Annotated in this window: 22 protein-coding genes; 6 read left to right on the top strand and 16 right to left on the bottom strand. The window is 70.7% G+C overall.

All coding sequences use genetic code 11. The features are described from left to right. Positions 1-263 precede the first annotated feature (263 nt). Positions 264-770: a L,D-transpeptidase gene (locus MNOD_RS24650; RefSeq protein WP_015931677.1), complete on the bottom strand. Its 507-nt coding sequence runs from the start codon at positions 768-770 to the stop codon at positions 264-266. Between the two features lie 208 nt (positions 771-978). Between MNOD_RS24650 and MNOD_RS24645 the strand changes: the two genes are divergently transcribed. Next, positions 979-1,218 carry a DUF6894 family protein gene (locus MNOD_RS24645; protein ID WP_015931676.1) on the top strand — a complete coding sequence of 80 codons (240 nt, stop codon included), beginning with the start codon at positions 979-981 and terminating at the stop codon, positions 1,216-1,218. Positions 1,219-1,227: 9 nt separating this feature from the next. Here the strand turns inward: MNOD_RS24645 and MNOD_RS24640 are convergent, their stop codons facing one another. Then, positions 1,228-3,516 carry a GumC family protein gene (locus tag MNOD_RS24640; protein ID WP_157091545.1) on the bottom strand — a complete coding sequence of 763 codons (2,289 nt, stop codon included), beginning with the start codon at positions 3,514-3,516 and terminating at the stop codon, positions 1,228-1,230. A gap of 196 nt (positions 3,517-3,712) precedes the next feature. Between MNOD_RS24640 and MNOD_RS24635 the strand changes: the two genes are divergently transcribed. From MNOD_RS24635 to MNOD_RS24625, 3 genes are all read left to right on the top strand, one after another. Then, positions 3,713-4,285, top strand: coding sequence for a polysaccharide biosynthesis/export family protein (locus tag MNOD_RS24635; protein ID WP_015931674.1), 573 nt, complete (start codon positions 3,713-3,715; stop codon positions 4,283-4,285). Positions 4,286-4,469: 184 nt separating this feature from the next. Next, on the top strand, positions 4,470-5,720 hold the full coding sequence (locus tag MNOD_RS24630) for a glycosyltransferase (protein WP_015931673.1): 1,251 nt from the start codon (positions 4,470-4,472) through the stop codon (positions 5,718-5,720). A 235-nt stretch (positions 5,721-5,955) separates the two neighbouring features. Further along, positions 5,956-7,476 (top strand): undecaprenyl-phosphate glucose phosphotransferase, encoded by a 1,521-nt coding sequence (locus MNOD_RS24625; protein ID WP_015931672.1) that lies wholly within the window; start codon positions 5,956-5,958, stop codon positions 7,474-7,476. Between the two features lie 42 nt (positions 7,477-7,518). On the opposite strand, the gene MNOD_RS24620 is transcribed toward MNOD_RS24625, so the two are convergent. From MNOD_RS24620 to MNOD_RS24590, 7 genes are all read right to left on the bottom strand, one after another. Then, on the bottom strand, positions 7,519-9,210 hold the full coding sequence (locus MNOD_RS24620; RefSeq protein WP_015931282.1) for a cation acetate symporter: 1,692 nt from the start codon (positions 9,208-9,210) through the stop codon (positions 7,519-7,521). Further along, the gene (locus MNOD_RS24615; protein WP_015931281.1) at positions 9,207-9,515 is read right to left on the bottom strand and encodes a DUF485 domain-containing protein; all 309 of its coding nucleotides are present in this window, start codon (positions 9,513-9,515) and stop codon (positions 9,207-9,209) included. Before MNOD_RS24615 ends, MNOD_RS24620 begins: the two co-directional genes overlap by 4 nt. Positions 9,516-9,598: 83 nt before the next feature. Then, on the bottom strand, positions 9,599-11,548 hold the full coding sequence (gene acs, locus MNOD_RS24610) for an acetate--CoA ligase (protein WP_015931280.1): 1,950 nt from the start codon (positions 11,546-11,548) through the stop codon (positions 9,599-9,601). Positions 11,549-11,794: 246 nt separating this feature from the next. Further along, complete coding sequence (locus MNOD_RS24605) at positions 11,795-12,067, bottom strand: hypothetical protein (protein WP_015931671.1); 273 nt, start codon at positions 12,065-12,067, stop codon at positions 11,795-11,797. Between the two features lie 62 nt (positions 12,068-12,129). Then, positions 12,130-13,479, bottom strand: a complete 1,350-nt coding sequence (locus tag MNOD_RS24600; RefSeq protein WP_015931670.1) for an MFS family transporter — start codon at positions 13,477-13,479, stop codon at positions 12,130-12,132. Positions 13,480-13,727: 248 nt separating this feature from the next. Then, positions 13,728-15,062 carry an ABC transporter substrate-binding protein gene (locus MNOD_RS24595; RefSeq protein ID WP_015931669.1) on the bottom strand — a complete coding sequence of 445 codons (1,335 nt, stop codon included), beginning with the start codon at positions 15,060-15,062 and terminating at the stop codon, positions 13,728-13,730. A 113-nt stretch (positions 15,063-15,175) separates the two neighbouring features. Continuing rightward, a complete protein-coding gene (locus tag MNOD_RS24590) occupies positions 15,176-18,085 on the bottom strand; it encodes an ATP-binding protein (protein WP_015931668.1) in 2,910 nt (969 codons plus the stop codon). A gap of 236 nt (positions 18,086-18,321) precedes the next feature. Between MNOD_RS24590 and MNOD_RS24585 the strand changes: the two genes are divergently transcribed. Continuing rightward, positions 18,322-18,765: a phasin gene (locus MNOD_RS24585; RefSeq protein ID WP_015931667.1), complete on the top strand. Its 444-nt coding sequence runs from the start codon at positions 18,322-18,324 to the stop codon at positions 18,763-18,765. Positions 18,766-19,003: 238 nt separating this feature from the next. Here the strand turns inward: MNOD_RS24585 and MNOD_RS24580 are convergent, their stop codons facing one another. Beyond that, positions 19,004-19,243, bottom strand: coding sequence for a hypothetical protein (locus MNOD_RS24580; RefSeq protein WP_015931666.1), 240 nt, complete (start codon positions 19,241-19,243; stop codon positions 19,004-19,006). Between the two features lie 129 nt (positions 19,244-19,372). Here MNOD_RS24580 and MNOD_RS24575 point away from each other — a divergent pair, with 129 nt between their 5' ends. Further along, positions 19,373-19,660: a hypothetical protein gene (locus MNOD_RS24575; RefSeq protein ID WP_015931665.1), complete on the top strand. Its 288-nt coding sequence runs from the start codon at positions 19,373-19,375 to the stop codon at positions 19,658-19,660. A gap of 69 nt (positions 19,661-19,729) precedes the next feature. Here the strand turns inward: MNOD_RS24575 and MNOD_RS24570 are convergent, their stop codons facing one another. From MNOD_RS24570 to MNOD_RS24540, 6 genes are all read right to left on the bottom strand, one after another. After that, complete coding sequence (locus tag MNOD_RS24570; RefSeq protein ID WP_015931664.1) at positions 19,730-20,377, bottom strand: L,D-transpeptidase; 648 nt, start codon at positions 20,375-20,377, stop codon at positions 19,730-19,732. Between the two features lie 874 nt (positions 20,378-21,251). After that, complete coding sequence (locus MNOD_RS24565; protein WP_015931663.1) at positions 21,252-21,503, bottom strand: hypothetical protein; 252 nt, start codon at positions 21,501-21,503, stop codon at positions 21,252-21,254. Between the two features lie 228 nt (positions 21,504-21,731). Further along, positions 21,732-22,805 (bottom strand): transglycosylase SLT domain-containing protein, encoded by a 1,074-nt coding sequence (locus MNOD_RS24560; RefSeq protein WP_015931662.1) that lies wholly within the window; start codon positions 22,803-22,805, stop codon positions 21,732-21,734. A 246-nt stretch (positions 22,806-23,051) separates the two neighbouring features. After that, the gene (locus MNOD_RS24555) at positions 23,052-23,273 is read right to left on the bottom strand and encodes a hypothetical protein (RefSeq protein WP_015931661.1); all 222 of its coding nucleotides are present in this window, start codon (positions 23,271-23,273) and stop codon (positions 23,052-23,054) included. A 255-nt stretch (positions 23,274-23,528) separates the two neighbouring features. Beyond that, the gene (locus MNOD_RS24550) at positions 23,529-24,542 is read right to left on the bottom strand and encodes an NADP-dependent oxidoreductase (RefSeq protein WP_015931660.1); all 1,014 of its coding nucleotides are present in this window, start codon (positions 24,540-24,542) and stop codon (positions 23,529-23,531) included. 373 nt (positions 24,543-24,915) lie between these two features. After that, a complete protein-coding gene (locus MNOD_RS24540; protein WP_015931659.1) occupies positions 24,916-25,476 on the bottom strand; it encodes a hypothetical protein in 561 nt (186 codons plus the stop codon). Between the last annotated feature and the right edge of the window lie 23 nt (positions 25,477-25,499).

The raw sequence follows: 25,499 nt of genomic DNA, 5'->3' as shown, positions 1-25,499 counted from the left end.
GTCAGCGGAATGCGACCCGGGACCCAGCAGAAGAAGTCGCGCAGCGACCGCTTGTCAGCGCCGGTGCTGGAAGATTGAGCCGCTTCGCGGCACGTCCTCGTGCTGGGTCCCGGGTCTCCTTCCGCTGGCGCTGCAGTCGTGCAGGCCCGAACGGGCCCGGAAAGAGGGAGCCGGAAGAGCGGAGAATCCGGGAAGGGGCGGAGACCGGATCATCGCGCTCCCATCCGCACGGCGAAACCATCGACCAGATGTCGGAGGACGCGTCAGTGCGTCACGATTACCGGGGTCCCGACCTCGACGCGGCTGTACAGATCCACGACATCCTGATTGTACATCCGGATGCAGCCGTAGGACGCGAATGTCCCGATCGAGCTCGGGCGGTTGGTGCCGTGGATGGCGTACTCGCCCCGGTCGAGGGTGAGGGCGGCGGCGCCCATCGGGTTGTGAGGCGAGCCGCCCGCAATGATCCTCGGCAGGCGCGGGTTGTCGCGCTTCACCTCGGCGGGCGGTGCCCAGGCCGGCTGGACGTACTTGCCCTCGATATGGGCGAGCCCCGTCCACTGCTTGCCGAGCTTGCCCACCGCGATCGGATAGCGGATCGCCGTACCGTCCCCGTTCACGAAGTAGAGCCGGCGTTCGCCCGTGCGCACCACGATGCTGCCGGGCGAGACGCCGGGATCGAAGGCGACGATCTCGCGCGCCGATGCCGGGCCACACGCCACCATCGCCGCGACGGCCAGCGCCGCGGCCCCACCACTCTGCTTGATCATCCCTGCGGTCCTCGAACGTGACCTTTGAAGCGGGACGATAATTCGCGGCGATTTCTGTCGTTCCGGTTGGCGAAGATGCTTGCTCGACCGTGAATGGCGGCCTCGTCCGGGCGAGGCTTAACGCTTGGCTTCGGGAATCGCGCGACTGCGCATTGACATGCGAACAAAGTGTGAACAAATCTCGGATCGCACAGGGAGATCCGAACGCATGGCGACCTACCGGTTCCACTGCACGAACGGACTGGAATGCCTTCTCGACGCGGAGGGCCAGCGCGTCCGGCCGGGCGAGTCGATCCGCCGGCGGGCTGCGCAGGTGGCCGAGGGCGTGCGGCGGCGCTTCGGCGGCGACTGGTCCGACTGGAGCGTCACGGTGCACGACCTGGAGGGGCGGCAGGTGCTCCTGCTGCCGTTCGGGGCGGAGGCGGCCGGGATGGCGCTCGCGGCGTGACGCCGGTCTTCAGGCCGAACGCCGCAGCGGATAGGCCGGCATGGCGATCGGCGCCGGCGGCTGCTCCTGCGCCACGATCACCTCCGGAACGCCGGCTTCCTCGGCGAGATCGTAGAGCGCCACCAGGTTCGCATCGTCCGGCGCGGCATCCGAGGCGATGACCACCGCATCCATCCAGCTCGACGTGGCGGCGATCAGCGGTCGCATCGCCCCGGTGCTTCCGTCGTTCACGGCGCAGAGGATCCAGTCATAGGCCTGCCCGAGGGCGTCGAGGGCGATGCCGAGGCCCTGTCGCTCCTCGATCAATAGGCCGATTTCACTGACGCCGCGATCGATGACGTGCAGGCGCGAGCCGGGGTCGCGCCGGATGGCCTCTCCGAAGGCTGCCTCGCCGGCGACGATGTCGGTGAGGCCCGGGTGCTTGGCCGCGCCCGCCACTTCCATGCGGACCATCACGGCGCGGGACGAGCGGGCGAGCGAGCGGCCGAGTGCCGTCGCGAGCGCCTCGAAATCCTCCTCGGACCCGGTGCCGACCACGAGCACCCGGCGGCCGCCGCCGGCGGTCTCGACGGTGCCGAGCCGGGCCACCAGGGCGTCGAAGTCGAATCGCTCCGTGCCGGGATCGATCGTCCGCCTGGGCGCCGGCGATCCGGGCTTCGCCAGGGACGCGTCCGCGGAGCCGCCTGGCGCGGTGGTCCGGCCGAAGGGAGCGGGCGGATGGACGGTGGTGCGCGCAAGTCCCGGGCCGTCCGTCCGGCCCGCGGGGGGCGGGATGTCCGTCGGGCCTGCGGCGCTGCGGGGCGGCGGGCTGCCGCGCCGGCGCTGGTCGTCGGGATCGGCCGCGATCAGGCTGCGCGCCACCACGGCACCGGCGGCGAGCAGGAAGGCCACCACGGTGGTGAAGCCGACGATCGGCAGCTTCTTGGGGAAGGACGGCGTGTCCGGCACGATCGCCCGCGAGACCACGCGGGCATCCGCCGGCGCGGCGCTCTCAGCGTCGCGGGCCGCGGCCTCGCGATAGCGGGCCAGATAGGATTCGAGCTGCTCGCGCTGGACCTTCGCCTCCCGCTCCAGGGCGCGCAGCTGCACCTCGCTGGTATTGCCCTTGGCGACGACGTCGCGCTGGGATTCGACCGCGGCCTGGAGGGTCTCGACGCGGCTCCCGGCGATGCGGGCATCGTTCTCCAGGGTGCGGACGGTGCGGTCGGCGGCGGCGCGGATCTGCCCTTCGAGGTCGGCGAGCTGCGCGTTCAGCTCCTTGATGCGGGGATGCTGCGGCAGCAGGGTGCGGCTCTCCAGCGCGAGCTGTGCGCGCAGGGTGATGCGCTGCTCGACGAGCCGGCGGATCAGCTCGTTGTTGGCGACGTCCGGGATCTCGAAGGCCCGTCCGTCCCGCAGCATGTCCTTGATCAGCTTGGCCTTGGCGGCGGCGTCGGCCTGGGCGGCGCGCGCCTGGGTGAGCTGCGTCGACAGCTCGGTGAGCTGCTGGGTGCCGATCGGCTGGGTCCCGGCGGTGCCGGCGGCCCCGCCGATCAGGCCGTTCCTGGCGCGAAACGCCTCGACCTTCGCTTCCGCCTCGGCCACCCGGCTGCGCAGGGTGTCGATGTTCGAGCCGAGCCAGGTCGAGGCGAAGCGGGCCGTGTCGACCTTCGCGGCGGCGAGCGAGGCGAGGTAGAGTTCGGCGATGGTGTTGGCGCCGCGGGCGGAGAGCTCGGGGTCGCGGGAGCGGAACTCAATCGTGAGGATGCGCGACTTGCCCGCCGGATAGACGAGCAGGCGGTTGAAATAGGTCTCGAGGATCCGGTCCTCCGGATCGCGGTCGAGGGGATTGGGCAGGAGGCTCAGCATGACGAGGGCCCGCTGGACCGGGCCGACCCCCTCCACCATCGGGTCGAACTCGCGGTTGCCGACGAGGCCAAGGCGCTTGATCGCCTCCCGGGCGATGTCGCGGGACATCACCACCTGCACCTGGCTCGCCACCGCCTGCTCGTCGATGGGCTGGGGCACGTCGCCCCGCTCCTGCTGCGGCCGCGTCAGCGCGCTGTCGCGGCTCTCCAGCAGGAGCTTCGCCTCTCCGGTGTAGCGCGGAGGCACGATCTGCACGAAGGCGAGCGAGAGGGCGAAGGCGGCGAGCGTCGGGAGCAGGATCGCGAGCCAGTGCCGCCGCAGCAGGCGGCTGAGATCGCCGAGCGCCACGCCCTCGTCCCTCGGTGTCTCGCGGCTGCCGGGCCGGCCGGCGCGGCCGGGCAGCGCGCCGCCCGCAAGCAATCTCGGGGCAACGGGAGAGACGCGGAACATGCGGGCCGTCTGCAGTTGAGAGGAGCCGAGGACCATCGGAGCGGTCCGGCCCCGATCACACCTGATTAAGGTTGCCGGCCGGTAAAGATCCGCCGCGTCGCCTCGACCCCAAGGCGGACAAGTCGAGTATCCGGGTGAGCTTTCATTAACCATGCCGGCCTAAACCGGGCGCATCGGACGCATTTGGCCGAAAGCGATGAATCGACGCGTTCTCCTGACCGGTCTCGCCGCCACGCTGGCGCTCGGCGGCTGCATGCATCCCGGATATCGGACCGAGTATCTCGACGCGGCCGTCACCGGCTCGACCGGGGCGCAATACGCTCTCGCGGCCGGCGACAGGCTGCGGGTGATCGTCTTCGGGCAGGACAATCTCTCCAACCTCTACACGGTCGATGGAGGCGGGCGGATCATCATGCCGCTGATCGGGCCCGTGCCGGTGGGCGGGGGGACCACGCTGCAGGCGGCGCGGGCCATCGAGGCGCGCCTGCGCGACGGTTTCGTGCGCGAGCCGCACGTGACCGTCGAGATCGACCTCTACCGGCCCTTCTTCATTCTGGGCGAGGTCACGACCTCGGGGCAGTACCCCTACGTGAACGGCATGACGGTGGAGACCGCGGTGGCGATCGCGGCGGGGTTCGCGCCCCGGGCGGCCCGCGACCATGCGGTGCTGACCCGCCAGACCCGCGACGGCCTCGTCTCGGGGATCGTGCCGATGACCTATCCGGTGCGTCCCGGAGACACCATCCTCATCAAGGAGCGGTGGTTCTGACGGCCGGGCGTTTTTCGTCACGCGCCCTTAACCACCGTTCAAGGCGGCCGGACCGGAGCGGCCGCGTTTAACCCGCCGGCTACGACAGCGGCCCGAGAACGGGGCCGCGCGGGGTCCGGATGCGACCCGCCCGTTCCCGGGGGAGCGGCCACCCCGCTTCTCGTTCGCCGTCCGGGAGAGGATCGTGGCCGCGCCCCAACTCCGTTCCATCGATCCATCGCCGGGCCCCGTCCCGCCGCAGGTCGCGCCCGCGCCGCGGGAGCGCATCCTCCATGTCTTCCGGGCCCCGGTCGGCGGCCTGTTTCGCCATGTGCTGGATGTCGCCCGCCTGCAGGTCGCGGCGGGACACGCGGTCGGCATCTTCTGCGATTCCAGCACGGGCGGCACCCGGGCCGAGGCCGTGCTCGCCGAACTCGTGCCGCGGCTTGCGCTCGGCCTGACCCGCGTGCCGATGCGGCGCAATCCGCACCCGCTCGACCTTGCGGCGCTCGCCCGCCTGCACCGCGTCGTCGGCCGGACTGCCCCGACCGTCCTGCATGGGCACGGATCGAAGGGCGGGCTGTTCGCGCGGCTCGTCGCGAGGCCCGCCGGCGTGCCGGACGCGATTCGCGCCTACACGCCCCATGGCGGCAGCTTCAACTACCGTCCGGGCACGGTGCTTCACGGCCTCTACATGACGGCCGAGGCGATGCTGACCCGGCGCACCGACGTGTTCCTGTTCGAGAGTGCCTATATTGCGGGGCGCTACCGCGAATATGTCGGCGAGGCCGACCGGCTGGTCCGGATCGTCCCGAACGGCATCGACGCCGCCGAGTTTGCGCCGATCGCGCCGGCGCCCGAGCGGCACGACCTCGTCTATATCGGGGAATTGCGGGAGGCGAAGGGCGTGACGGTGCTGTTCGACGCCCTCGCGCGCATCCGGCACGGGCCTGGCCGCCGCCTCACCCTGCTGGTCGTCGGCTCGGGCCCCGACGAGGCGGATCTTAGGGAGCGCGCCGAGCGTCTCTCCCTCGGCGACGTGATCCGGTTCGAGCCGCCCCAGCCGATCCGGGACGCCCTCTGCCGCGGCACGGTGATGGTCGTGCCCTCCTTCGCGGAATCGCTTCCCTACGTGGTCCTGGAGGCTGCGGCGGCGGCTCAGCCCCTCGTCGCGACGGGTGTCGGCGGCATCCCGGAGATCTTCGGCCCTGCTGCGGGCGCGCTGGTGCCGCCGCGCGACGTGGAGGCGCTGGCTCGGGCCCTCCTGCGCAAGCTCGACCAGTCCGAGGAGGAGCGCCGGAACGAGGCCGCGGGGCTGAGCGCCTTCATCCGCAGCCGCTTCTCGATGCAGCGCATGGCCGATGGCGTGGCCGCCGGCTACGGCGCCGCCCGCGAGACGCGGCGCGCTTCCCTCGGCCGCGCTCCGGCTCCCGACACCGCGGCAGCGCCGCGTTAAGGCTTCCGTGAGGGCTCGCCGCACATAAATCCCGCCGGGCATCGCCCCTCGGCCGTCATCCGCCGCCGCGCCGGCCGCCCGGCCACGACCGGGTCGCCCGCCGGCGGGGTGCCGGCCCGCCGACGGCGCCCGCCCGACCGCCAGCCTGCGCGCGTGCCCCGGAGCCGTCGAACCGCGGCCGCATTGCGCCCGATCGCCCCGCGGGACGGGGCGCCGCGTAGCCGGAAGACGCGACATGACTGCGTTCAACGTTCGCGACATCCTGAAAACGGCCGCAGCCCAGCCGGCGCAGGCAGGCCCGCGGGCGGCGATGCCCCCGGCCGAGAACCTCGTTCCGCCCCGGAGTGGAGGCCCGCTGTCGCCGATCGTGCTCACCGGCTGCGTCCGCGCCGGGGAGTTCGCCCTCATCGCGGTCACCGGCATCCTGGTGCAGCTCGTCCTGCTGCGCGGGATCATCCCCCTGCATGCGGGGTATCTCGCGGCGATCTTCGGGCTTGCGGGGCTCAACGTGGCGGTACTGCAGGCCGCCGGCACCTACGGCATCCGCGCCTTCCGGGCCTTCTTCTCGGTGGGCTTGCGGGTGGTGCTCGGATGGTCGCTGGTCGTCCTGCTCGCAGCGACCGTGCTGTTCTTCGCCAAGCTCGGCGATCACTATTCCCGCCTGTGGCTCGGCGTGTTCTTCGTCGTGGGACTGGTGCTCCTGCTCGCCGGGCGGCTCATCCTGTCGGTCATCGTGACCGCGCAGATGCGGCGCGGCCGCTTCGACCGCCGCACCGCGATCGTGGGCGGGGGCGAGCCTGCCGAGGCGCTGATCGAGGCGCTCGAATGGCAGCCGGATTCGGGGATCCGCATCGTCGGCGTGTTCGACGACCGCTCGGACGGGCGCTCCTCGGATGTGGTCGCGGGATATCCGAAGCTCGGCACCGTGAGCGATCTCGTGATCTACGCGCGCAACACGCGGCTCGACCTCATCGTCTTCACCCTGCCGATCTCGGCCGAGGCCCGCATCCTGCAGATGCTGTCGAAGCTCTGGGTGCTGCCCATCGACATCCGCCTCTCGGCGCATGCGAGCAAGCTCAGGCTGCGCCCGCGCAGCTACTCCTATCTCGGCTCCGTGCCGGTGCTCGACCTGTTCGACAAGCCCATCGCCGACTGGGACGTGGTGGTGAAGACCCTGTTCGACCGCGTCGTCGGTGGCCTTCTTCTGATCGCCTTCGCGCCCGTGATGCTGGCGGTCGCGCTCGCCGTGAGGCTGACCTCGCGGGGACCGGTCCTCTTCCGGCAGAAGCGCTACGGCTTCAACAACGAGCTGATCGAGGTCTACAAGTTCCGGTCGATGTATGTCGACCAGAGCGACGCGGGCGCGGCCAGGCTGGTCACGAAGAACGATCCGCGGGTGACGCCGGTCGGGCGCTTCATCCGCAAGACCTCCCTCGACGAGCTGCCGCAGCTGTTCAACGTGCTGAAGGGCGACCTGTCGCTGGTGGGGCCGCGGCCGCACGCGCTCCAGGCCAAGGCCGCCAACACCCTGTACGATCAGGTCGTCGACGGCTATTTCGCCCGCCACAAGGTCAAGCCGGGTCTCACCGGCTGGGCCCAGATCAACGGCTGGCGCGGCGAGACCGACACCAGCGAGAAGATCCAGCGCCGTGTCGAGCACGACCTCTACTACATCGAGAACTGGTCGGTGTTCTTCGACCTGCAGATCCTGGCGATGACGCCCTTCGCGCTGCTGAAGACCGAGAACGCCTATTGAGGAAGGCCGCCCTCCCGCCAGGGGAGGGCGGTTTCGGCCGCGTCAATGGGCGTGAGCGGCGGCGGCGCCGATGCCGGTCTCGGAGCGGACATACTGCGCCTCGAAGCTGTCGCGCTCCCGGCGCGCCCGGGCGCTGGCATCGAGCGACGACACCGCCCAGATCGCCAGGAAGGCCACGGGCATCGAGAACAGCGCCGGGTTGTCGTACGGAAACAGCGCCGTCGCAAACCCCAGCGTCGCCACCCACACCGCCTTCGACAGCACCACCATCACCACCGCGCTCACCAGCCCGATCAGCCCGCCCACCAGCGCCCCGGTCGTGGTCGTCCCCTTCCACAGGATCGACATCGCCAGAACCGGGAAGTTGCAGCTCGCCGCCACCGCGAAGGCCAGCCCCACCATGAAGGCCACGTTCTGGTTCTCGAACACGTAGCCCAGCCCGATCGCCACCAGCCCGATCGCCACCGCCGCCAGCTTCGACAGCCGCACCTCCTGCTGCTCCGAGGTCCGGCCCCGCGCCAGCACCTGCGCGTAGAGGTCGTGGCTCACCGCCGAGGCCCCCGCCAGCGTCAGGCCCGCCACCACCGCCAGGATGGTCGCAAACGCCACCGCCGAGATGAAGCCCAGAAACAGCGCCCCGCCGGTGGCGTTGGCCAGGTGGATCGCCGCCATGTTGGTCCCGCCGATCAGCCCCGCCACCCGGTCGTAGGCCCCCTCCGGCCCCGGCTTGAAGTAGCCCGGATCGCTCATCAGGAAGGTGATCGCCCCAAACCCGATGATGAAGGTCAGGATGTAGAAATAGGCGATCAGGCCGGTGGCGTAGAACACCGACTTGCGCGCCGCCCGCGCATCCGCCACCGTGAAGAACCGCATCAGGATGTGCGGCAGCCCGGCGGTGCCGAACATCAGCCCCAGGCCCAGCGAGAGGGCCGAGATCGGGTCGCTGACCAGCCCGCCCGGCGCCATGATGGCGTCGTGCTGGGGATGCTCCTGCACCGCGGCCGCAAACAGCGCCTCCGGGTTGAAGCCGTAGCGCCACAGCACCGCCGCCGCCATGAAGCTGGCCCCCGCCAACAGCAGGCAGGCCTTGATGATCTGCACCCAGGTCGTCGCCTTCATGCCGCCGAAGGCCACGTAGACGATCATCAGCAGCCCGACCAGCACCACCGCATAGAGGTAGTCGAGCCCAAACAGCAGCTGGATCAGCTTGCCCGCGCCCACCATCTGGGCGATCAGGTAGAAGGCCACCACCACCAGCGTGCCGGTGGCCGACAGCAGGCGGATCCGGGTCTGGTCGAGCCGGAACGAGGCCACGTCCGCGAAGGTGAACTTGCCCAGGTTGCGCAGGCGCTCGGCGATCAGGAACAGCACGATCGGCCAGCCGACCAGGAAGCCGATCGAGTAGATCAGCCCGTCGAAGCCCGAGGCGAAGACCAGGCCCGAGATGCCCAGAAACGAGGCCGCCGACATGTAGTCGCCCGCGATGGCGAGCGCGTTCTGGCCGGCCGAGATGCCGCCGCCGGCGGCGTAGAAATCCGCCGCCGAGCGGGTCTGGGCGGCGGCCCGGTAGGTGATGCCGAGCGTGCCGAGCACGAACAGCAGGAACATGCCGATCGCCGTCCAGTTCAGGCCCTGCTTCTGCACGGCGCCGAGATCCGGCCCGGCCGCCGCGGCGGCGGTGGCGGCGAGCGCCGCCAGGAGGAGAAGAAGGAGGGGCAGGCCGCGGCGGATCATCGGGCGAGGTCCCGGGCGAGGGCGCGGGTGAGGTCGTCGAAGCGGCCGTTGGCGCGCTGCACATACAGACCGGTGAGCCCGAAGGCCGCCAGGATCACGCCGAGGCCGAGCAGGATGCCGAGCGAGGTCACGCCCGCGCCGATCTTCAGGGCGAGAAAGCCCTTGGCGAAGGCCACCAGCAGGATGAAGCCGAGATAGATCCCCAGCATCACGCCGGAGAGCACCCAGCCGAACCGCGTCCGCTGCTCCACCAGCTCGCGGAACTTCGGGTTGTGCAGGATGCGCGCAGTGTCCAGGCCGGACATCGGGGTTCCTCCCTGTGGTGGGCGGCGCGGGCCGGGCCCGCCCGCGCGGCTGCCGACCCCCCGCCTGAGGCGGGGCGCAAGGCTCAGCCGGCGCGGTTCTGCCGGTTCTCGATCAGGTCGTCGACCACCGCCGGATCCGCCAGGGTCGAGGTGTCGCCGAGCGCGGCAAAATCGTCCTCGGCGATCTTGCGCAGGATGCGGCGCATGATCTTGCCCGAGCGGGTCTTGGGCAGGCCGGGGGCGAACTGGATCAGGTCGGGCGAGGCGATCGGGCCGATCTCCCGGCGCACCCAGGCGACCAGCTCCTTGCGCAGCGCCTCCGAGGGCTCCACCCCCTGCATCAGCGTCACGTAGGCGTAGATGCCCTGGCCCTTGAGGCTGTGGGGATAGCCCACCACCGCCGCCTCCGAGACCTGCGGATGCGCCACCAGGGCGGATTCGACCTCCGCCGTGCCCATCCGGTGGCCCGAGACGTTGATGACGTCGTCCACCCGGCCGGTGATCCAGTAGTCGCCATCCTCATCCCGCCGGCAGCCGTCGCCCGAGAAGTAGCGGCCCGGGAAGGTCGAGAAATAGGTCTGCACGAAGCGCGCATGGTCGCCCCAGACGGTGCGCATCTGGCCGGGCCAGGACTCGTCCAGGCAGAGATTGCCCTCGCAAGCACCCTCCAGCACCCGGTTGTCGCCGTCGACCACCACCGGCTTGACGCCGAAGAACGGCCGGGTGGCCGAGCCGGGCTTGAGCGGGGTGGCGCCGGGCAGCGGGCTGATCAGGATGCCGCCGGTCTCGGTCTGCCACCAGGTGTCGACGATCGGGCAGCGCTCCTCGCCGACCACCCGGTAGTACCATTCCCAGGCCTCCGGGTTGATCGGCTCGCCGACCGAGCCGAGGATGCGCAGGGAGGCGCGCGAGGTCCGCTGCACCGGCTCCGCGCCGGCGCTCATCAGCGAGCGGATGGCGGTCGGGGCGGTGTAGAAGATGCTGACCTGGTGCTTGTCGACCACCTCCCAGAACCGGGCGACCGACGGATAGGTCGGGATGCCCTCGAACATCAGGGTGGTGGCGCCGTTGGCGAGCGGCCCGTAGACGATGTAGCTGTGCCCGGTGACCCAGCCGACATCGGCGGTGCACCAGTAGACGTCGCCCTCGTGGTAGTCGAAGACGTACTGGTGGGTCATGGCGGCATAGACCAGATAGCCGCCGGTGGTGTGGACCACGCCCTTGGGCTGGCCGGTCGAGCCGGAGGTGTAGAGCAGGAAGAGCGGATGCTCGGCCTCGACATGGGCGGCCGGGCACTCCTCGGTGACCTCGCGGGCGGCGGCGTCGTAGTAGACGTCGCGCCCCGGCTCCATGGCGACGGCGCCGCCGGTGCGGCGCACCACGATGACATGGTCGACGCTGTCGGCGGGCAGGCGGGCGATGGCCGCATCGACATTGGCCTTGAGCGGGACCGTGCGGCCGCCGCGCAGGCCCTCGTCGGCGGTGATGATCAGGCGCGAGGCGCAGCCCTGGATGCGGCCGGCGAGGGAATCCGGGGAGAAGCCGCCGAACACCACCGAATGGATGGCGCCGAGCCGGGCGCAGGCCAGCATGGCGACGGCGGCTTCGGGGATCATGGGCAGGTAGATGGTGACGCGGTCGCCCTTGGCGACGCCGCGGTTGCGCAGGACGTTGGCCATGCGGCCGACCTGGGCGTGCAGCTCGCGGTAGGTGATGCGGCGGGTGTCGGCGGGATCGTCGCCCTCCCAGATGATGGCGACCTGGTCGCCGCGGCTGGCGAGGTGGCGGTCGATGCAGTTGTGGGCGACGTTGGTGATGCCGTCGGCAAACCAGCGGATGGAGACGTTGTCGGGTCCGAAGCTGGTCTCCTTGACCCTGGTATAGGGCTTGAACCAGTCGATCCGCTTGCCGTGCTCGCGCCAGAACCCCTCCGGATCGTTGATCGAGGCGTCGTACCACGCCTTGTACTTGGCTTCGTCAATGTGAGCCCGCGCACGCACCGCGTCCGGCACCGCGACGATCCGATGGTTCATGGCGCTCTCCCTGTCGTCACCTTCGCCGGATCCTCCGCATCGGTGATCCGCTGCCTGTCAGGTGGTGTTAATCCCGCGGGAGCCCGGCCGGCAACGGATTCTTCCGTCTAACGCCTTTCGGATAATCCGGTCTCCCGCCGCCCCTCGACTCGACAAGACATCCGGACGCGGGCGCGCGGCTGGACAGCGTCTCGGTCGTGTGACGGGCGGTCTCGCACGGGCGGAAGCAGAGGGCTTTGACCTGGATCAGTTGCAGCCGATGCAGATGCCGGTATCGATCCTGCGGTTGATCTCCTTGATCCGGTCGGGCTGGTTGCCCTCCCGCGGGGCCGCGGCCCGGCCCGGCGGCTTTGTCTGGCCGGTCGACGTGATGGTGCGGGTCGTCGTGCCGGTGCTGGTCGGCTCGTTGGTGCGCGGGCCCGGGAGCGGCGCCCCCGGGTCGGCGGTCTGGGCCGCGAGCGGGGCCGCACCGAGGGAGGCGGCCATGAGCGCGAGGCCGATCAGGCGGGTGGGGCGCATCGCTGAATCCTTCTCTCGGCGGAGGATGTCTCGCAAAGCCAACGCCCTTCCCCGGCCGAGGTTCAGGCGGTGCCGTCGCCCTGCAGGTAGCCGGAGCGGCGGCTGTCGGGCATCTGCAGGGAGGTCAGGAACGCGATGGCGCACATGCCCGTCACGTACCAGAAGAACCAGGTCTCCACGCCCAGATCCTTGAACTGCAGCGCCACGAACTCGGCCGAGCCGCCGAAGATCGCGTTGGCGATGGCGTAGGAGAGGCCGACACCGAGCGCGCGCACCTCGGCCGGGAACATCTCGGCTTTCACGAGGCCGCTGATCGAGGTGTAGAACGACACGCAGAGCAGCGCCGCCGTGATCAGGCCATAGGCGAGGATCGGATCCTTGGCGGAGCCGATCGCGTGCAGCAGCGGCACCGTCAGCAATGTGGTCGAGGCGCCGAAGATCAGCATCGCGGTCTTGCGGCCGAACCTATCGGCGAAGAGCCCGAACAGCGGCTGCACCACCATGTAGGTGAACAGGACCGCCGTCATCACCAGGTTGGCGGTCTTCTTGTCCATGTGCGTCGTGTTGACGAGGTATTTCTGCATATAGGTGGTGAAGGTGTAGAAGATCAGCGAGCCGCCGGCGGTGTAGCCGAGCACCGTCAGGAAGGCGCGGCGGTGATGGTGCCAGAGCGCCCGCACGCTGCCGGCTTCCCGTGAGCCGCGGGTCTGCTCCGTCGAGGTCTCGTGCAGGGAGCGCCGGAGATAGAGGGCGACCACAGCGGCGAGCGCGCCGATGAAGAAGGGGATGCGCCACCCCCAGGCGGACATCTCCTGGTCGCTGAGCGCGAGGGTCACCAGGACGACGACGAGCGAGGCGAGCAACTGCCCGCCGATCAGCGTGACGTACTGGAACGAGCCGTAGAAGCCGCGCCGGCCCTTCAGCGCCACCTCGCTCATGTAGGTCGCGCTGGTGCCGTACTCGCCGCCGACCGAGAGCCCCTGCACCATGCGGGCGAGAAGCAGCAGCACCGGGGCGAGGAGGCCGATCTGCCCGTAGGTCGGCAGCACCGCGATAACGAGCGAGCCGAGGCACATCATCAGGACGGAGATCAGCATCGAGGTCTTGCGGCCGAACCGGTCGGCGACGCGGCCGAACAGCCATCCGCCGATCGGCCGCATCAGGAAGCCGATGGCGAAGACCGCCGCGGTGTTGATGAGCTGGACCGTCGGGTCGGAGCCGGGGAAGAACGCGTCCTTGAAATAGATCGCCGTGAAGGCATAGGCATAGAAATCGTACCACTCGACGAGATTGCCCGACGACGAGCCGATGATGGCCCGGATGCGCGCCCGGGTGTCGTAGGCGGCGATGGTCGGGTTCTGCGACGCGAGGGCGTCGGCGGCGGTGGCCTGGGCTGTGGTCGTGGTGGTCATCGCGGGGGCGCGTCCTCCTGGGCAGCGTCGCGGCCCGGTGTCTCCGCAGAGATCGACCGTCCGGCGACTGCATGCGCACTTAGCCCCTGCCGGCCGCCGATGGAAGCGCCCGCCACGCGACAAGTCTATTGCCCTGTGATTCGGCCAGGACGCGCGTTTCTCAGGTCGTCCTCAAAGAAGAGATGAAATCTTGGCTCCAGACGAGCCGCCGCATCATGGGCCGGATACGGCGGAATGGCAGCAGGACCTTAGGTCCGGTCGCAGGGCGCCGGTCGCTCCGGCCAGGGCTGTCCCGTCTCGGTCGCGGCGCGGGCGACGAACTCCGTCGCCGCGGAATCGAGCCGGGGACGCAGGCGCTGGCGCAGGGGCGCGATCTTGTCGCTCACCTGCACCCACTTGGCGCCGTTCCACTCGAGCACGAAGCCCGCCAGATGGCCGCTGTGATTGGTGCAGGAGAGCCGCAGGCTCGCCGCGAACCCGGTCAGGCCGAGTTCCTTCCAGCGCGCCCCGTCGAGGTTCACGGCCTCGAGCCCGCGCTGCACGGCGTCGCCGTCGACGATCCGGCGCCCGGCGAGACGCTGCGCGTTGCGGATGCCCTCCGCCATCACCACCGCCGCATAGACGCCCCGGTTGTACAGGAGGCCGGTCGCCCGGTCCTTCTCGGTGCGGGAGAGGCCCGCATCGATGACGAGGAGGTCCATCTGATCGAAGGCCGGGAAGCTGTCCGTGGCCGCGTGCCACGTGATCTCCTTGAATCCCTTCGCGGCCGGCCCCGCCCGGCGCAGGGCCTCGATCCCTGGCCCGCCGAGCGCGATGACGCGGCCGAGCGGGATTCCCGCCGCAGCCGCATCCGTGACCGGATCGCCCGCGAACCCGGCCGAGCCGTCGAGGAGCAGGTAGTCGGGGGAGGCCGCCTTGGCGGCGCGCCAGACATCGGCGGCCTTGCCCTCCGGCGCGTCCGGCAGGGCGTAGCTGCGCAAGCTGAAGCCGAACTCCTCCGCAAGCCCCTCCAGCATGCGGACCGGATCGCGGCCCGCCGCGCTGTCCCGGTGGAGGTAGGCGATGCGCCGTCCCTGCAGGTTCTCCGGTCCGTCGAGCTCGTCGATGAGATAGGCGAGCGCGATGCTCAGCCCGTCCCAGACGGTCGCGGGAGGCGCGAAGGCATAGGGGAAGATGCGGCCGAGAGCCGTGACCGAGGGCCCCGCCGCGACGGTCACCAGGGGGATGCGGTCCGCCGCGCTGGCGTTGAGGAGCGCCAGGGCGAGGTCGGCGCCCCCCGGATTGACGGCGACGACGCCCTGCGCCTTGGCGGCCTCGTAGCAGGACAGCCCGCGCTCAACGCTTCCGCCGGTCTCGCACTCGGCGACGGCGATGCGCTGGCCCCCGATGCCCCGATCGCGCTGGTTGAGCATCGTGAAATAGTCGGAGAAGCCGTTGGCGAGCGCCTCGCCCGTCACCGCGGCCGGGCCGGTGCGCTGGGTGAGGAGCGCCACGGAGAGACCGTCCGCCGCTGCGCAGCGCGGGGCCGCCGCGGCGAGCAGGGTCCCGGCGAGAGCGGCGCTCAGCACGTGGCGGATCGTCATGACGGTTCCCTGGCGGAGCGCGCGGCCGAGCCCCGGGCAAGCCTCGCCGCACCGCACAATTCTAGCGCCGTTCGGCGCCCCGACGATAGATGGACCCTGGTCGGGGAAGCCGCTCAGCCGGCGAGCACGCGAGCGGGGGGAAACAGCACCTCGACCAGCGTGCCCTCGTGCTTGCGGCTCGTCACCCGCAGCGTGCCCCGGTTCGCCTCGACCAGGGCCTTGGTGAGAGGAAGGCCGAGCCCGGTGCCGCGCCCGCGCCGGTTCTGCGCGGTCGCGACCTGCCGGAAGGGCTGCAGCGCCGTCTCGATCTCGTCGGGCGTCATGCCGATTCCGGTGTCGCGCACCCGCAGGGCGACGCCGCCGCGGTCGGTCATCGCCGTCGAGACGATCACCTGCCCGCCCGCATCCGTGAACTTGATCGCGTTGGCGATCAGGTTGAGGGCGGCCTGCCGCATGGAGCGCATGTCGGCCAGGACGGGCTTGAGGCCGCTCGCGAAGCTCGTGCGGACGACGACGCGCTGGCGGGCGGCCTGAGGCTGCATCAGCGAGACGCTCGCGCCCACGAGATCGTTCAGCGCCACCCCCGTGAAGCTGAGGTCGAGGTGACCCGCCTCGATCTTGGCGAGGTCGAGCAGGTCGGTGACGAGGCTGACCACATGCTCGCCGGAGGTGCGGATGTCGCGCAGGTAGTCGCGATAGCGCTCGTTGCCGATCGGCCCGAACTGCTCCTCCATCATGACTTCCGTGAAGCCCAGGATGGCGTTGAGGGGCGTGCGGATCTCGTGGCTGATCGTGGCGAGGAAATCCGACTTCTGGCTGTTCGCCGCCTCGGCGGCCCGCTTGGCGCGCAAAAGCTCGGCCTCCGTGCGCCGCGCGGCGGTGACGTCGCGCAGCAGCGCGGAGAAGCGGCGCGTGCCCTCGCCGGCGATCGGCGCGACGGTGAGGGCAAGGATGCCCTCGCGCCGCTCGCCGATGGCCTCGATGCTCGCCGGCTCCCCGGACCGGGCGCGCTGGAGCGCCGCCTGCACGGCCGGCCGGCTGTCGGGGGTGAAGAGCAGGGAGAAGTCCTCGCCCGTGACCTCCCGCGGCTCATGGCCGAAGAGCGCCTTGGCGCCCTTGTTGAAGTCGAGGATGCGTCCGCTTCCGTCGAGGGTGACGACGCCGTCGGTCATGGAATCGAGGACGGCCTCGATCTCGCGCAGATTCGCCTGCTGCCGGGCGAGGTCGAGTTCGGCGGCGGCCAGGTCCTGGGCCGGGTCGGCATCCGGAAGACGGCGCAGGAGCAGCAGGCTCGCGGGCGCGCCGCTCCACTCGACGGTGGTGAGCGTGACCGCAACCGGCAGCGTCCCGCCCTCGCGCGTCGCGAGGCAGACCGGATATCCGGCCTCCGTGGGGGGAAGGCTTGCGGGATCGCGTCCCTTGAACAGCGCCCCTGCGCCTCCGGCCTGCGAGAGGTCTTCGGCCGTCCCGTAGCCGGCAAGGCCGAGCAGGCGCCGGTTGGCGAACAGCACATCGTCGCCGCGATGCACCAGGACGCCCAGCGGCAGCCGGTCGAGGATGCGCGCCGACGGATCCTCGGCGCCGGCCGGTTCGCGACCCGCCTGGCGGGCAGGCGCCGCGGCACCGCGGAACGGGGTCACGGCGCCGCCGCGGCGGGGCGCGCCGTCATCCGCCCCCTCCGCCGCCGGATCCATCCCGGGCGGGTCGCCTGCGAAACGCGCGCCGAGCGCCCGCGCGATCTCCCGGAAGGCCGCATGCTCGTTGAGAGAGAGCTGGCTCGCCGCAAGGGGCCTGCGCCCCGCGGGCTCCGGGGCGGACTCGGGCGCCTTCACCGCCTCGGGCGCCGCTTCGGAGGGTGCCGCAGCGGCCGCCTCGCCCGGGCCGGGCGCATCCGGACCGGGGGGCGGCGAGGCCGGAATCTCGCGGGGAGGCACTTCCTCGCTGGCCGGCTCTCCGGCCTCGTCGGCGGGATCCGAACAGAAGGTCCAGCCGAGGCCGAAGGGATTGAGGGACGTCGAGGCCATCATGCCGGCGAAGCCCGCGAGCGTCGCGCCCGCGAGGGACGCGAAGGCGGGAAGATCCGCGACGTAATCCGGATTGGCTCCCGGCGGAGGAGAGGGCGCCTCGGGATTCGCGGCGCGGCCGATGGAGATCACGGCAGCCGCGCGCTCCCGCAGGCTCGGACGCGGCCTTGCGGGCGAAGCCGGAGGCCGGGGCGGGAGGGCCGCGACACGATCCGGGTGGATCACCCCGAATCCGCTGAAGCCCGCGAAGGCCCGTCCCTCTCCGAGGCGCGGCGCGCCCGAGAGATCCACCTGCACGCCCTGGTCGCTCTCGCCGAGCCGCCAGCGGACCGGCACCGCCCGGAAGGTCCGGTGCTCCTCGAGGGCCGCCGCGAGGCGATCGTCCTGCGTCAGGACGGTGCCGGCGAGAAGCTCGTCCCAGTGCTGCCCGACCGGGGAGGCGCCGACCGCATCCGCGAGGGATGGGGTCGCCTCGACCAGCCGACCGCCCGCGTCGCTGCGCCAGAGGAAGCGGATGGGGGCGGCGTCGGCCGCCGGAGCGGGCGTGTGCGCAGCTGGCGCAGGCGGTGCGGGCGCGCCCACGACGCCCGGGGCGGCGGCCCGGCGCCGCGGCCGCAGGGCGGGGAGGGGATCGACCGGGACCAGGGCAAGGGCCTGTCGCCCGTCGCTGAAGGTGACCTGGAGGCACGCGCAGACCAGCGGAGGGGAGAGCCGGCCCGGATCGAGCCGCAGCCGCGAGAGCCGCGGCGGCCCGGCCTCGGGCGCGAGAGGTCGAACCCCGCGCAGCTGTTGCGCAAGGCGAAGCTCGGGGTCGATGCGCCCCGCCGCATCCGCCATCGCCTCCCGGAGACCAATTGCCGCAGGGGAAGCGTACAGGATGCGCTCGGCCGCCTCGTCGACGAACAGGCACGGCAAGGCGCGGCCGGCCATCAGCCGGTCGAGGGCCGGAAGCGCCTGCAGGGCCGCGATGCTCGCCTCGAACAGCGCCGTGTCGTCCACTTCCGCTCCCCAACCCGCCCGATCCTGGCCGAACCGGACGATTCGCCGTCCCGCATCCTTCCCGATCCCGGATTTAACGGAAATGAAACGCTGGCGCACGGGCACGGATTGCGCAGGCCAAGCGTTACATCATCATTAACCTTAACGACCCGCGTCAAACTGGCGTTCCGCGGGCGATGTGGTATTGTGCAGTGCACAACGCCCGTGCTGCACAAATCACCAGCGAGGAGACGAACATGACCACGACCCCGAACTACGAGATCCCGGCCGAGATGCGCGACTTCGCCGAGAAGAGCGTCGAGCAGGCCCGGAAGGCGTTCGACTCGTTCATCAGCGCCGCGCGCAAGACGGCCGACACGATCCAGGGTTCGGCGGAAGTGGCCCGGACCAATGCGCAGACCATGTCGAGCCGCGGTTTCACCTTCGCCGAGCAGAACGTGAACGCGGCCTTCGACCTGGCCCAGAAACTCGTCCGCGCGCGCGACGTGCAGGAGGCGATGCAGTATCAGGCCGAGTTCATCCGCAACCAGTTCGCGGCGATCCAGTCGCAGGCGAAGGAGTTCGGCAGCATGACGCAATCGGCCATGCAGCAGGGCGCCGAGACCGCCAAGGCGGCCATGCAGCAGGGCGTCGACACGGCCAAGGGTGCGGCCAACGACACGACCCAGAGCGCCTCGTAAGCGCAGCCGCAGGTCGAGCTCCCAGAGCGGCCATCGCGCGGCTCGCCCGCGCGGTTCACGACCGGGCATCCGAGGTTCTCCGCGGAGCCCGAGCCAAGGAGGAGACGGTGAGGGCGCCGGCAGGGCGGCCGTCGCCGGGGAAGGAAGAAGCCTTCCCGAATTCGAATAACGGGCGTTGATGGGCGGCCGTATCCCGGACGGGGTACGGCCGCTCGCGTTGCCGGGTTTCCGCGCCGGATCACGGGGCGCGCGTCGGTTGCGACGACAGCGCGTGGGTCAGGGCACCGACTTCCGGCTCCGTGTCCGAATCGGCCTCGGGCGCGCCGGTGCAGCTCTCGCCCGGCGGCGGTTCGAGATTGCGCATGAGTCGGGCGATCTGCATGGCGCGATCGGCGCAGTCGGGAGAGAGCCGCGCGATCTCGTCCGTCAGGGCGAGAATCGCATCGAGGGTGCGCTGCCACTGGCCCGGGCTGGTCATGGCTTGCCTCCCGGCCTTCCCTCAAGAAGCGAGACCGTACGTTGCCGGTGCGGTCGGCTTCCGCTACCGATGCCCCCCACGCCGGCCCGCCCCGCGGGGCGGCGCCTCATCCTGACGGAGAACGCAGTGATGCGACGGTTCGTTCGCGCCTCCCTCGCGTCGGCGGCCCTGCTTGTCACGGCCCTGACCGGCTTGGCCGCCGCCCAGCCCTATTACGTCCCCGACGACGAGCCGCCGCCGCGCCGCCGCGCCGTCGGCTACAATTGCGAAGCGATCCAGCGCGGGTTCACGGGGCCCCACCCCTATTCCTGCCCGATGCCCGGTCCGCGTCCGCTCGGCGCACGCTGCTTCTGCGACGTGCCGATCGCGCCCTTCAGCCCGCCCCAGCCTCCCGCCCCGGGGCGCGTCGTTCCCTGAGCGGCGTCGCTCCTTGAACGACGAAGGGCTGCCTCGCGGCAGCCCTGCACAATCCCGGCCCGGTGCCGGTCAGTTCAGCACGACGACTTTCGTACCGACCTTCACCCGGTCGTAGAGGTCGGTCACATCCTCGTTGGTCATGCGGATGCAGCCCGAGGACACCGCCTGGCCGATCGTATCCGGCTCGTTCGAGCCGTGGATGCGGTAGAGCGTGCCGCCGATATACATGGCGCGGGCGCCGAGCGGGTTGTCGATACCGCCGGCCATGTAGCGCGGCAGGTCGGGACGGCGCGCCAGCATTTCCTTCGGGGGCGTCCAGGACGGCCACTCGCGCTTCGCCACCACCCTCTTGGTCCCCGACCAGGTGAAGCCGGGTCGGCCGACGCCGACGCCGTAGCGGATCGCCATGCCGTCGCCGAGCACGTAGTAGAGGCGGCGCTCCGAGGTCGACACCACGATGGTGCCGGGCCCGTACTTGTTGCCGAAGGGCACGAGTTCCCGGGGAATCGGCGCGACCTGTGCCTGATCCGTGCTGCCCGCCATGTGACCCTGACCATAGGACGGGGTGCTGTAGATGGGGGCGCCGTAGGGCCGGCTGGCGTAGTACTCCTCGCCGGGATTGATATCGAAGGGGTCGTAAGGCGCGGCCTTGACCGGGGCCGAGGCGAGCACGCAGGCACCAAGGACGCCCGCGAGGGCGGTGGCGAAGATCTTCATGGCTGGGAGCCTTACCTCAGCAATTACCTTTGCAGTGAAGAATGTACGACGGGCGATTCGGTTCCGTGAAAATGCCACGGTTCGTGCGGCGGTGAACCACTGAGCCGTCGGACGGTTCACGACTGCTTGACCGCATCATGCGGATGCTGCGGTGCGCCCGCACACCTTGGCCGTTCCGCGCGCAGGCGCACGCTCATCTTCGCCCTGCGCGTCGTCCTTGCGTACCCCGAAAGAGACGAGAGTGCCGGCGCGGCGCTCGCTCCGGGATGGGCCGGCCTTGATCGAATGCCCGCGCGTATTCGTCGGAACCCTGCTCCCGCACGGGAGGGGATTCCCGGTGCCTCACCTGTCGCCAAATAGAAACCGACCTGCGTGAAGGCCGCCACGCTCCTCAGGTTCCGATTGAGGCCGCGTCAACCCACGCGAGGATATCCGCTCCCTCTTTCCCTGGCGCATGCAGCGGCAGCGGAATGCGACCCGGGACCCAGCACAGGACGTCGCGCAGCGACCGCTTGTCAGCGCCGGTGCTGGAAGATTGAGCCGCTTCGCGGCAACTCACCGTGCTGGTTCCCGGATCTCCTTCCGCTACGCTCCAGTCGTCCGGGAAAGGGAGAGTGCGAAGGGCGGAGAATCCGGGAAAGGGGCGGAGACCCTGTGATCTGGTCTGCGACCGCTCGTTCGCAGACCGTCTCGTCGCGCCCCTTAAGCCAAGCATGCCGTCCGAGCGCTCCCGCCAGGGGCAGCCAACTTCAGCCCTCAATCTCATGCTTGCTCAGCATGAGCACCGGTAAGGATGCCATCGGAAGGGGCGCCCTTGCGGCCGCCTCAGGTTCCATCCGTCACGGTCGGCAAAGGTCGGTGGTGAACTGATGCGTCAGTGCGGCCCGCGGGCCCGCGCCTCGAAAGCCTCGGCCATCGTGTCGTCGTGGCGGCCCAGCGATTCGAGGTGCTCGGCGAGTCGGGTCTGCTCCTCGCGGTCCGCGCCGCGGCTCAGGTCGGCGGACAGCCGCGCCCGGGCCGCCTCCCGCCGGTGACGCTCGGCCTGCTCGCGGAAGAAGGCGGCCTGTTGCCCGGCCGTGGCGGCGTACTCGCTGGCGTAGGAATCCGCGTCGTCCTTCGCTGCCATCGCGATCCTCATCTCCCCCTGAACGGCGTCCTTCCGGACCGACCCCGTCCCGCGCGGAACGGCCGACGGGTTCGGCCCGGCTCTGCGAGCAAGAAAGTTTAGAGCATTTTCCGACGAAGTGGATCCCGGGGCACCGCAGACGATGCGGCGAAAACAAAGACCTGGAGTGGAATCCGTTCCACCGTGAACGGATTCCACTCTAGGGCAGCGGGATCGAACGGGCGCGCGTCAGGGCGACTGTGCGGCGGCGTAGGCCATGATGCCCGTGAGCGAGCCGACGTCGCGATAGCGGTCGCCGCGGGTCGTCATCATGGCCTCGAACTTGTCGTGGACCTGCGCGACGGTGAGGCTGCGGGCTTTCCGGCGCCCGACGCGCTCGTAGAAGATCGGCTTGTTGGCCTTCGCGGGCTTGGGCAGGAGAGCGGCGGCCTCCGCCTTCGGCTCCTCCACGACCTTCGCCATGAAACGCTCGGCGTCGTCCGGGCCGAGGAAGTGCGCGAGGTAGGTCTCGCCGAGAGACAGGGTGCGGCCGATCCGGGCGGCGATCCGGGCGCTGTCGCGCTTGAGCATCTCGCCCGCGAGGATCGCCGAGAGGGCCGGATCGCGGCGCAGGTCGAGGATCCGGGCGCGCTCGGCCGCATCCGCGACGGTGTTGTCCTCGGCGATCAGCGACGCCTCGCGGGCGTAGCCGTGCAGGGCGCCGAACTCGCGCATGACCTGGAGCCAGGTGCGCTCGATGAACTGGTAGAGGCCGGTGGCCGAGGAGGTGCGCGCCTGGACCTCGGTGAGGAAGCTCGATTCCTTGTCGGCGACCGCCATCAGCAGAACCGGGTCCATGCCGACCGTGTAGGCCGCCTTCACGATCTTCTGCACGATGTGGCGGCGCACCCTCATGGGGCCGAAGCTGAGCACCTCGTTCGGATCGCCGCCGACGGTGGCCGACAGGAGGTCGTCGTAGGAGACGCGGTCGACGCCTTCCGAGCCGAGCGCCGTGTCGAGGTCGTGCACCGGCATGCTCAGTGGGGCCTCCTTGGGCTGCGTCTGCACGCGCGGCTTCGGCATGACCAGGAGGTCGGCCATCATGGCGACCGAGGGGCGGGTCGTCGTGAGGTCCGGACCGTAGCGGTGCAGCAGGGAGCCGAGCCCGGCGGCGAGGCAGGCGGCGGTCAGCATGGTGCGGGCGAGAACCGGGATTCCGCCCTGATGCGCGCGGGCACGGCCGCCAAGGGTCAGGACATCCCGGGAGCCGGAGGGCGCCCAATGGACGGCCTGGGCCGACGGTCCGATCGCGCGACGCTGCATGAAGGGTCATCCCCGTGCTTCGGCCGAATGTGTCCGGCCCGTTTCGGCCAAGAAGCCGGGGAGTTGTGGCGATAAGACGGCGCCCCTCGCGCGGCCGTGAGCGGCGTTCCGGGAAAGCTTCACCGGTCCACACGGGATCGCTGGCCGTCGAACGGCCAAGCTCAACTCGGATCGACCGGGTGAAGCTTGGCCGTATTCGTGCTGCGCCGCGAAGAGCGCGGTCGGGCGGCGGCCGGATGCTCCGAATCAGCGATTCGCCGGCGGCGCGTTGCGCGCACGCTCGCGCTTGTTCGCCTGATGGCGCCCGATCGCGCAACCGGCCGCAGCCCCGGCGAGGCCGTGATGCCCCGCATAGTGGCCGGCGATCCCGCCGACGATCGCACCCTTGATGCAGCCCTTGGCCTCCGCCATGCCGCAAGCGGCCAGGAGGCCAGCTGCCGCCGATGCGGCGATCAGGAGCGTCTTCATCGGTCCTCCTTCGGCGACCGGACCGGTCGCGACAGCCGGACCGGTCGCGATCTGGCGACCCCATCGGTCGCGCGGGAAGGAACCCCGGCCCGGCGATCCGGTTCCGGGCCGTGGCCGTCGCGGCTGCGCCACCCGATTCGAGCATCGTCCGGCCCAGGAGGTGCCGAAGGAGATGCCGGTTCGTCGCACGCGCTGCGGCCCGATCGAGCATCGGGAGCACAGCCTGTTACCGGTGGAACGGAGCGTGCTCGCGCGTCAGAGCTTCACGACCAGCTTGCCGAAGTTGCGGCCCTTGAGAAGGCCGATGAAGGCCTCGGGCGCCTGTTCGAGACCCTCGACGAGATCCTCGCGATAGCGGATGCGGCCCTCGCGCAGCCAGCCCGCCACGTCCCGCAGGAAGGCCTGCTCCTGCTCGGCGAAGTCCCACACGATGAAGCCCCGGAAGGTGAGCCGCTTGCTCAGGATCGCGCGCATCAGCGCCGGCACCCGGTCGGGACCGGGCGGCAGCTCGGTCATGTTGTAGTTCGCCACGAGGCCGCAGACCGGGATGCGGGCGAAGTCGTTGAGGAGCGGCAGCACCGCGTCGAACACCGCCCCGCCGACATTCTCGAAATAGACGTCGATGCCCTTCGGGCAGGCCTCCGCCAGAGCCGTGGGCAGGTCGTCGCCGCGGTGATCGACGGCCGCGTCGAAGCCGAGCTCCTCGATGAGGTAGCGGCATTTGTCCGGGCCGCCCGCGATGCCGACAATCCGCGCGCCCTTGAGCTTGGCGATCTGTCCGACCAGGGAGCCGACCGGTCCGGTCGCGGCGGCGACCACCACGGTTTCGCCCGGCTTCGGCGCCCCGATCGTGAGCAGGCCCGTATAGGCCGTCATCCCCGGCATGCCGAGCACGCCGAGCGCCGTCGTGACGGGGGCCACAGAGGGGTCGAGCTTGCGCAGGCCCTGGCCGTTCGAGACCGCGAAATCCTGCCAGCCACCATAGGCGAGCACGGTGTCGCCCACCACGAAGTCGGGATGATGGGAGGCGACCACCTCCGCGACCGTGCCGCCGACCATCACCTCGTTGATCTCGACCGGCTTGGCATAGGACTTCGCCGCGCTCATCCGGCCGCGCATGTAGGGATCGAGGGAGAGATAGCGGTTGCGTAGCAGCACCTCGCCGTCCCGGGCCACCGGCATGGCGCTCCTCTCCAGCCGAAAATGCGCCGGAGTCGGCTCGCCGTGCGGGCGGGAGGCGAGGACGATGCGGCGGTTGAGGTCGGACATGCGCGGTCTCCCTGAGAGGACGGTTCCGAGCCATGCGACGGTTCGGCCTGCCGGCCGCCGCGGTTCCCGCGAACCGATCGCCCAGCTTGCTGCGGCCACTTGGGGCAATGGTCGCGCTCGTCAATGAGCGCGTGCGGCCCGGCGGGGTGCCGGCGATCGCGGCCGAGCCCGGGAACCCGCGCGTCGCCCGGCGGCGCATGCTCGAGGATGCGCGGGCCGGGAAACGGGAACGGGATCCGGTCGTGGCCGAGGCGGTCGGTGCAGGCGCCGAGGCTGCGGCCGTGCGGCGGTCGCCGCGATGCCGATGCGCACGAGGCGGATCGACGCAAATTGCGGTGAGCGGGGCCGCGCGAGGCGGCCCTGCATCCGCCGATCAGTAGCAGCGGGTCACGAGGACGCGCTGGTAACCGAAGGGGGTCCAGCGCACGCGCGGCACCTGGTAGCAGCCGGCGCCGTAGTAATAATCGTCGTAGCCGTAATAGCCCGCCGGATAGTAGCCGCCGTAATACCCGTAATACGGATAGGCCGAGGCGGCTGCGAGGCCGAGACCCAGGCCCAGGCCCAGACCGGCCGCGCCGAGGCCCCATCCGCGGCGATAGCCCCAGCCATGGCGATAGCCCCAGCCGCCGTAGCCGAACCGCGCGCCGCGGAAGCCGTAGCCGCCCGCGAAGCCCGGACGGGCGAAGCCGCCCGCGAAGCCCGGACGGGCGAAGCCGCCCGCAAAGCCCGGACGGGCGAAGCCGGCACCCCGGAAGCCGCCACCGAAGCCGGCGCCACGGAATCCGCCGCCCGCGAAGCCGCCGCGGAACCCACCTCCGCCGAAACCGCCGCCGCGGAAGCCTCCGCCGCCGAAGCCGGCACGCGCTTCCGCCATCGTGGGCACCAGCATGAGCGCGCCCACGAGTGCTGCGGACGCCACCATCACCCGTTTCATGTCGTCCTCCGCGTGCAAGAACG

Source organism: Methylobacterium nodulans ORS 2060 (assembly GCF_000022085.1).
GTDB lineage: Bacteria > Pseudomonadota > Alphaproteobacteria > Rhizobiales > Beijerinckiaceae > Methylobacterium > Methylobacterium nodulans.
The sequence above is the reverse complement of the archived record's forward strand: the minus strand, read 5'-3'. Positions and strand labels throughout refer to the sequence as shown.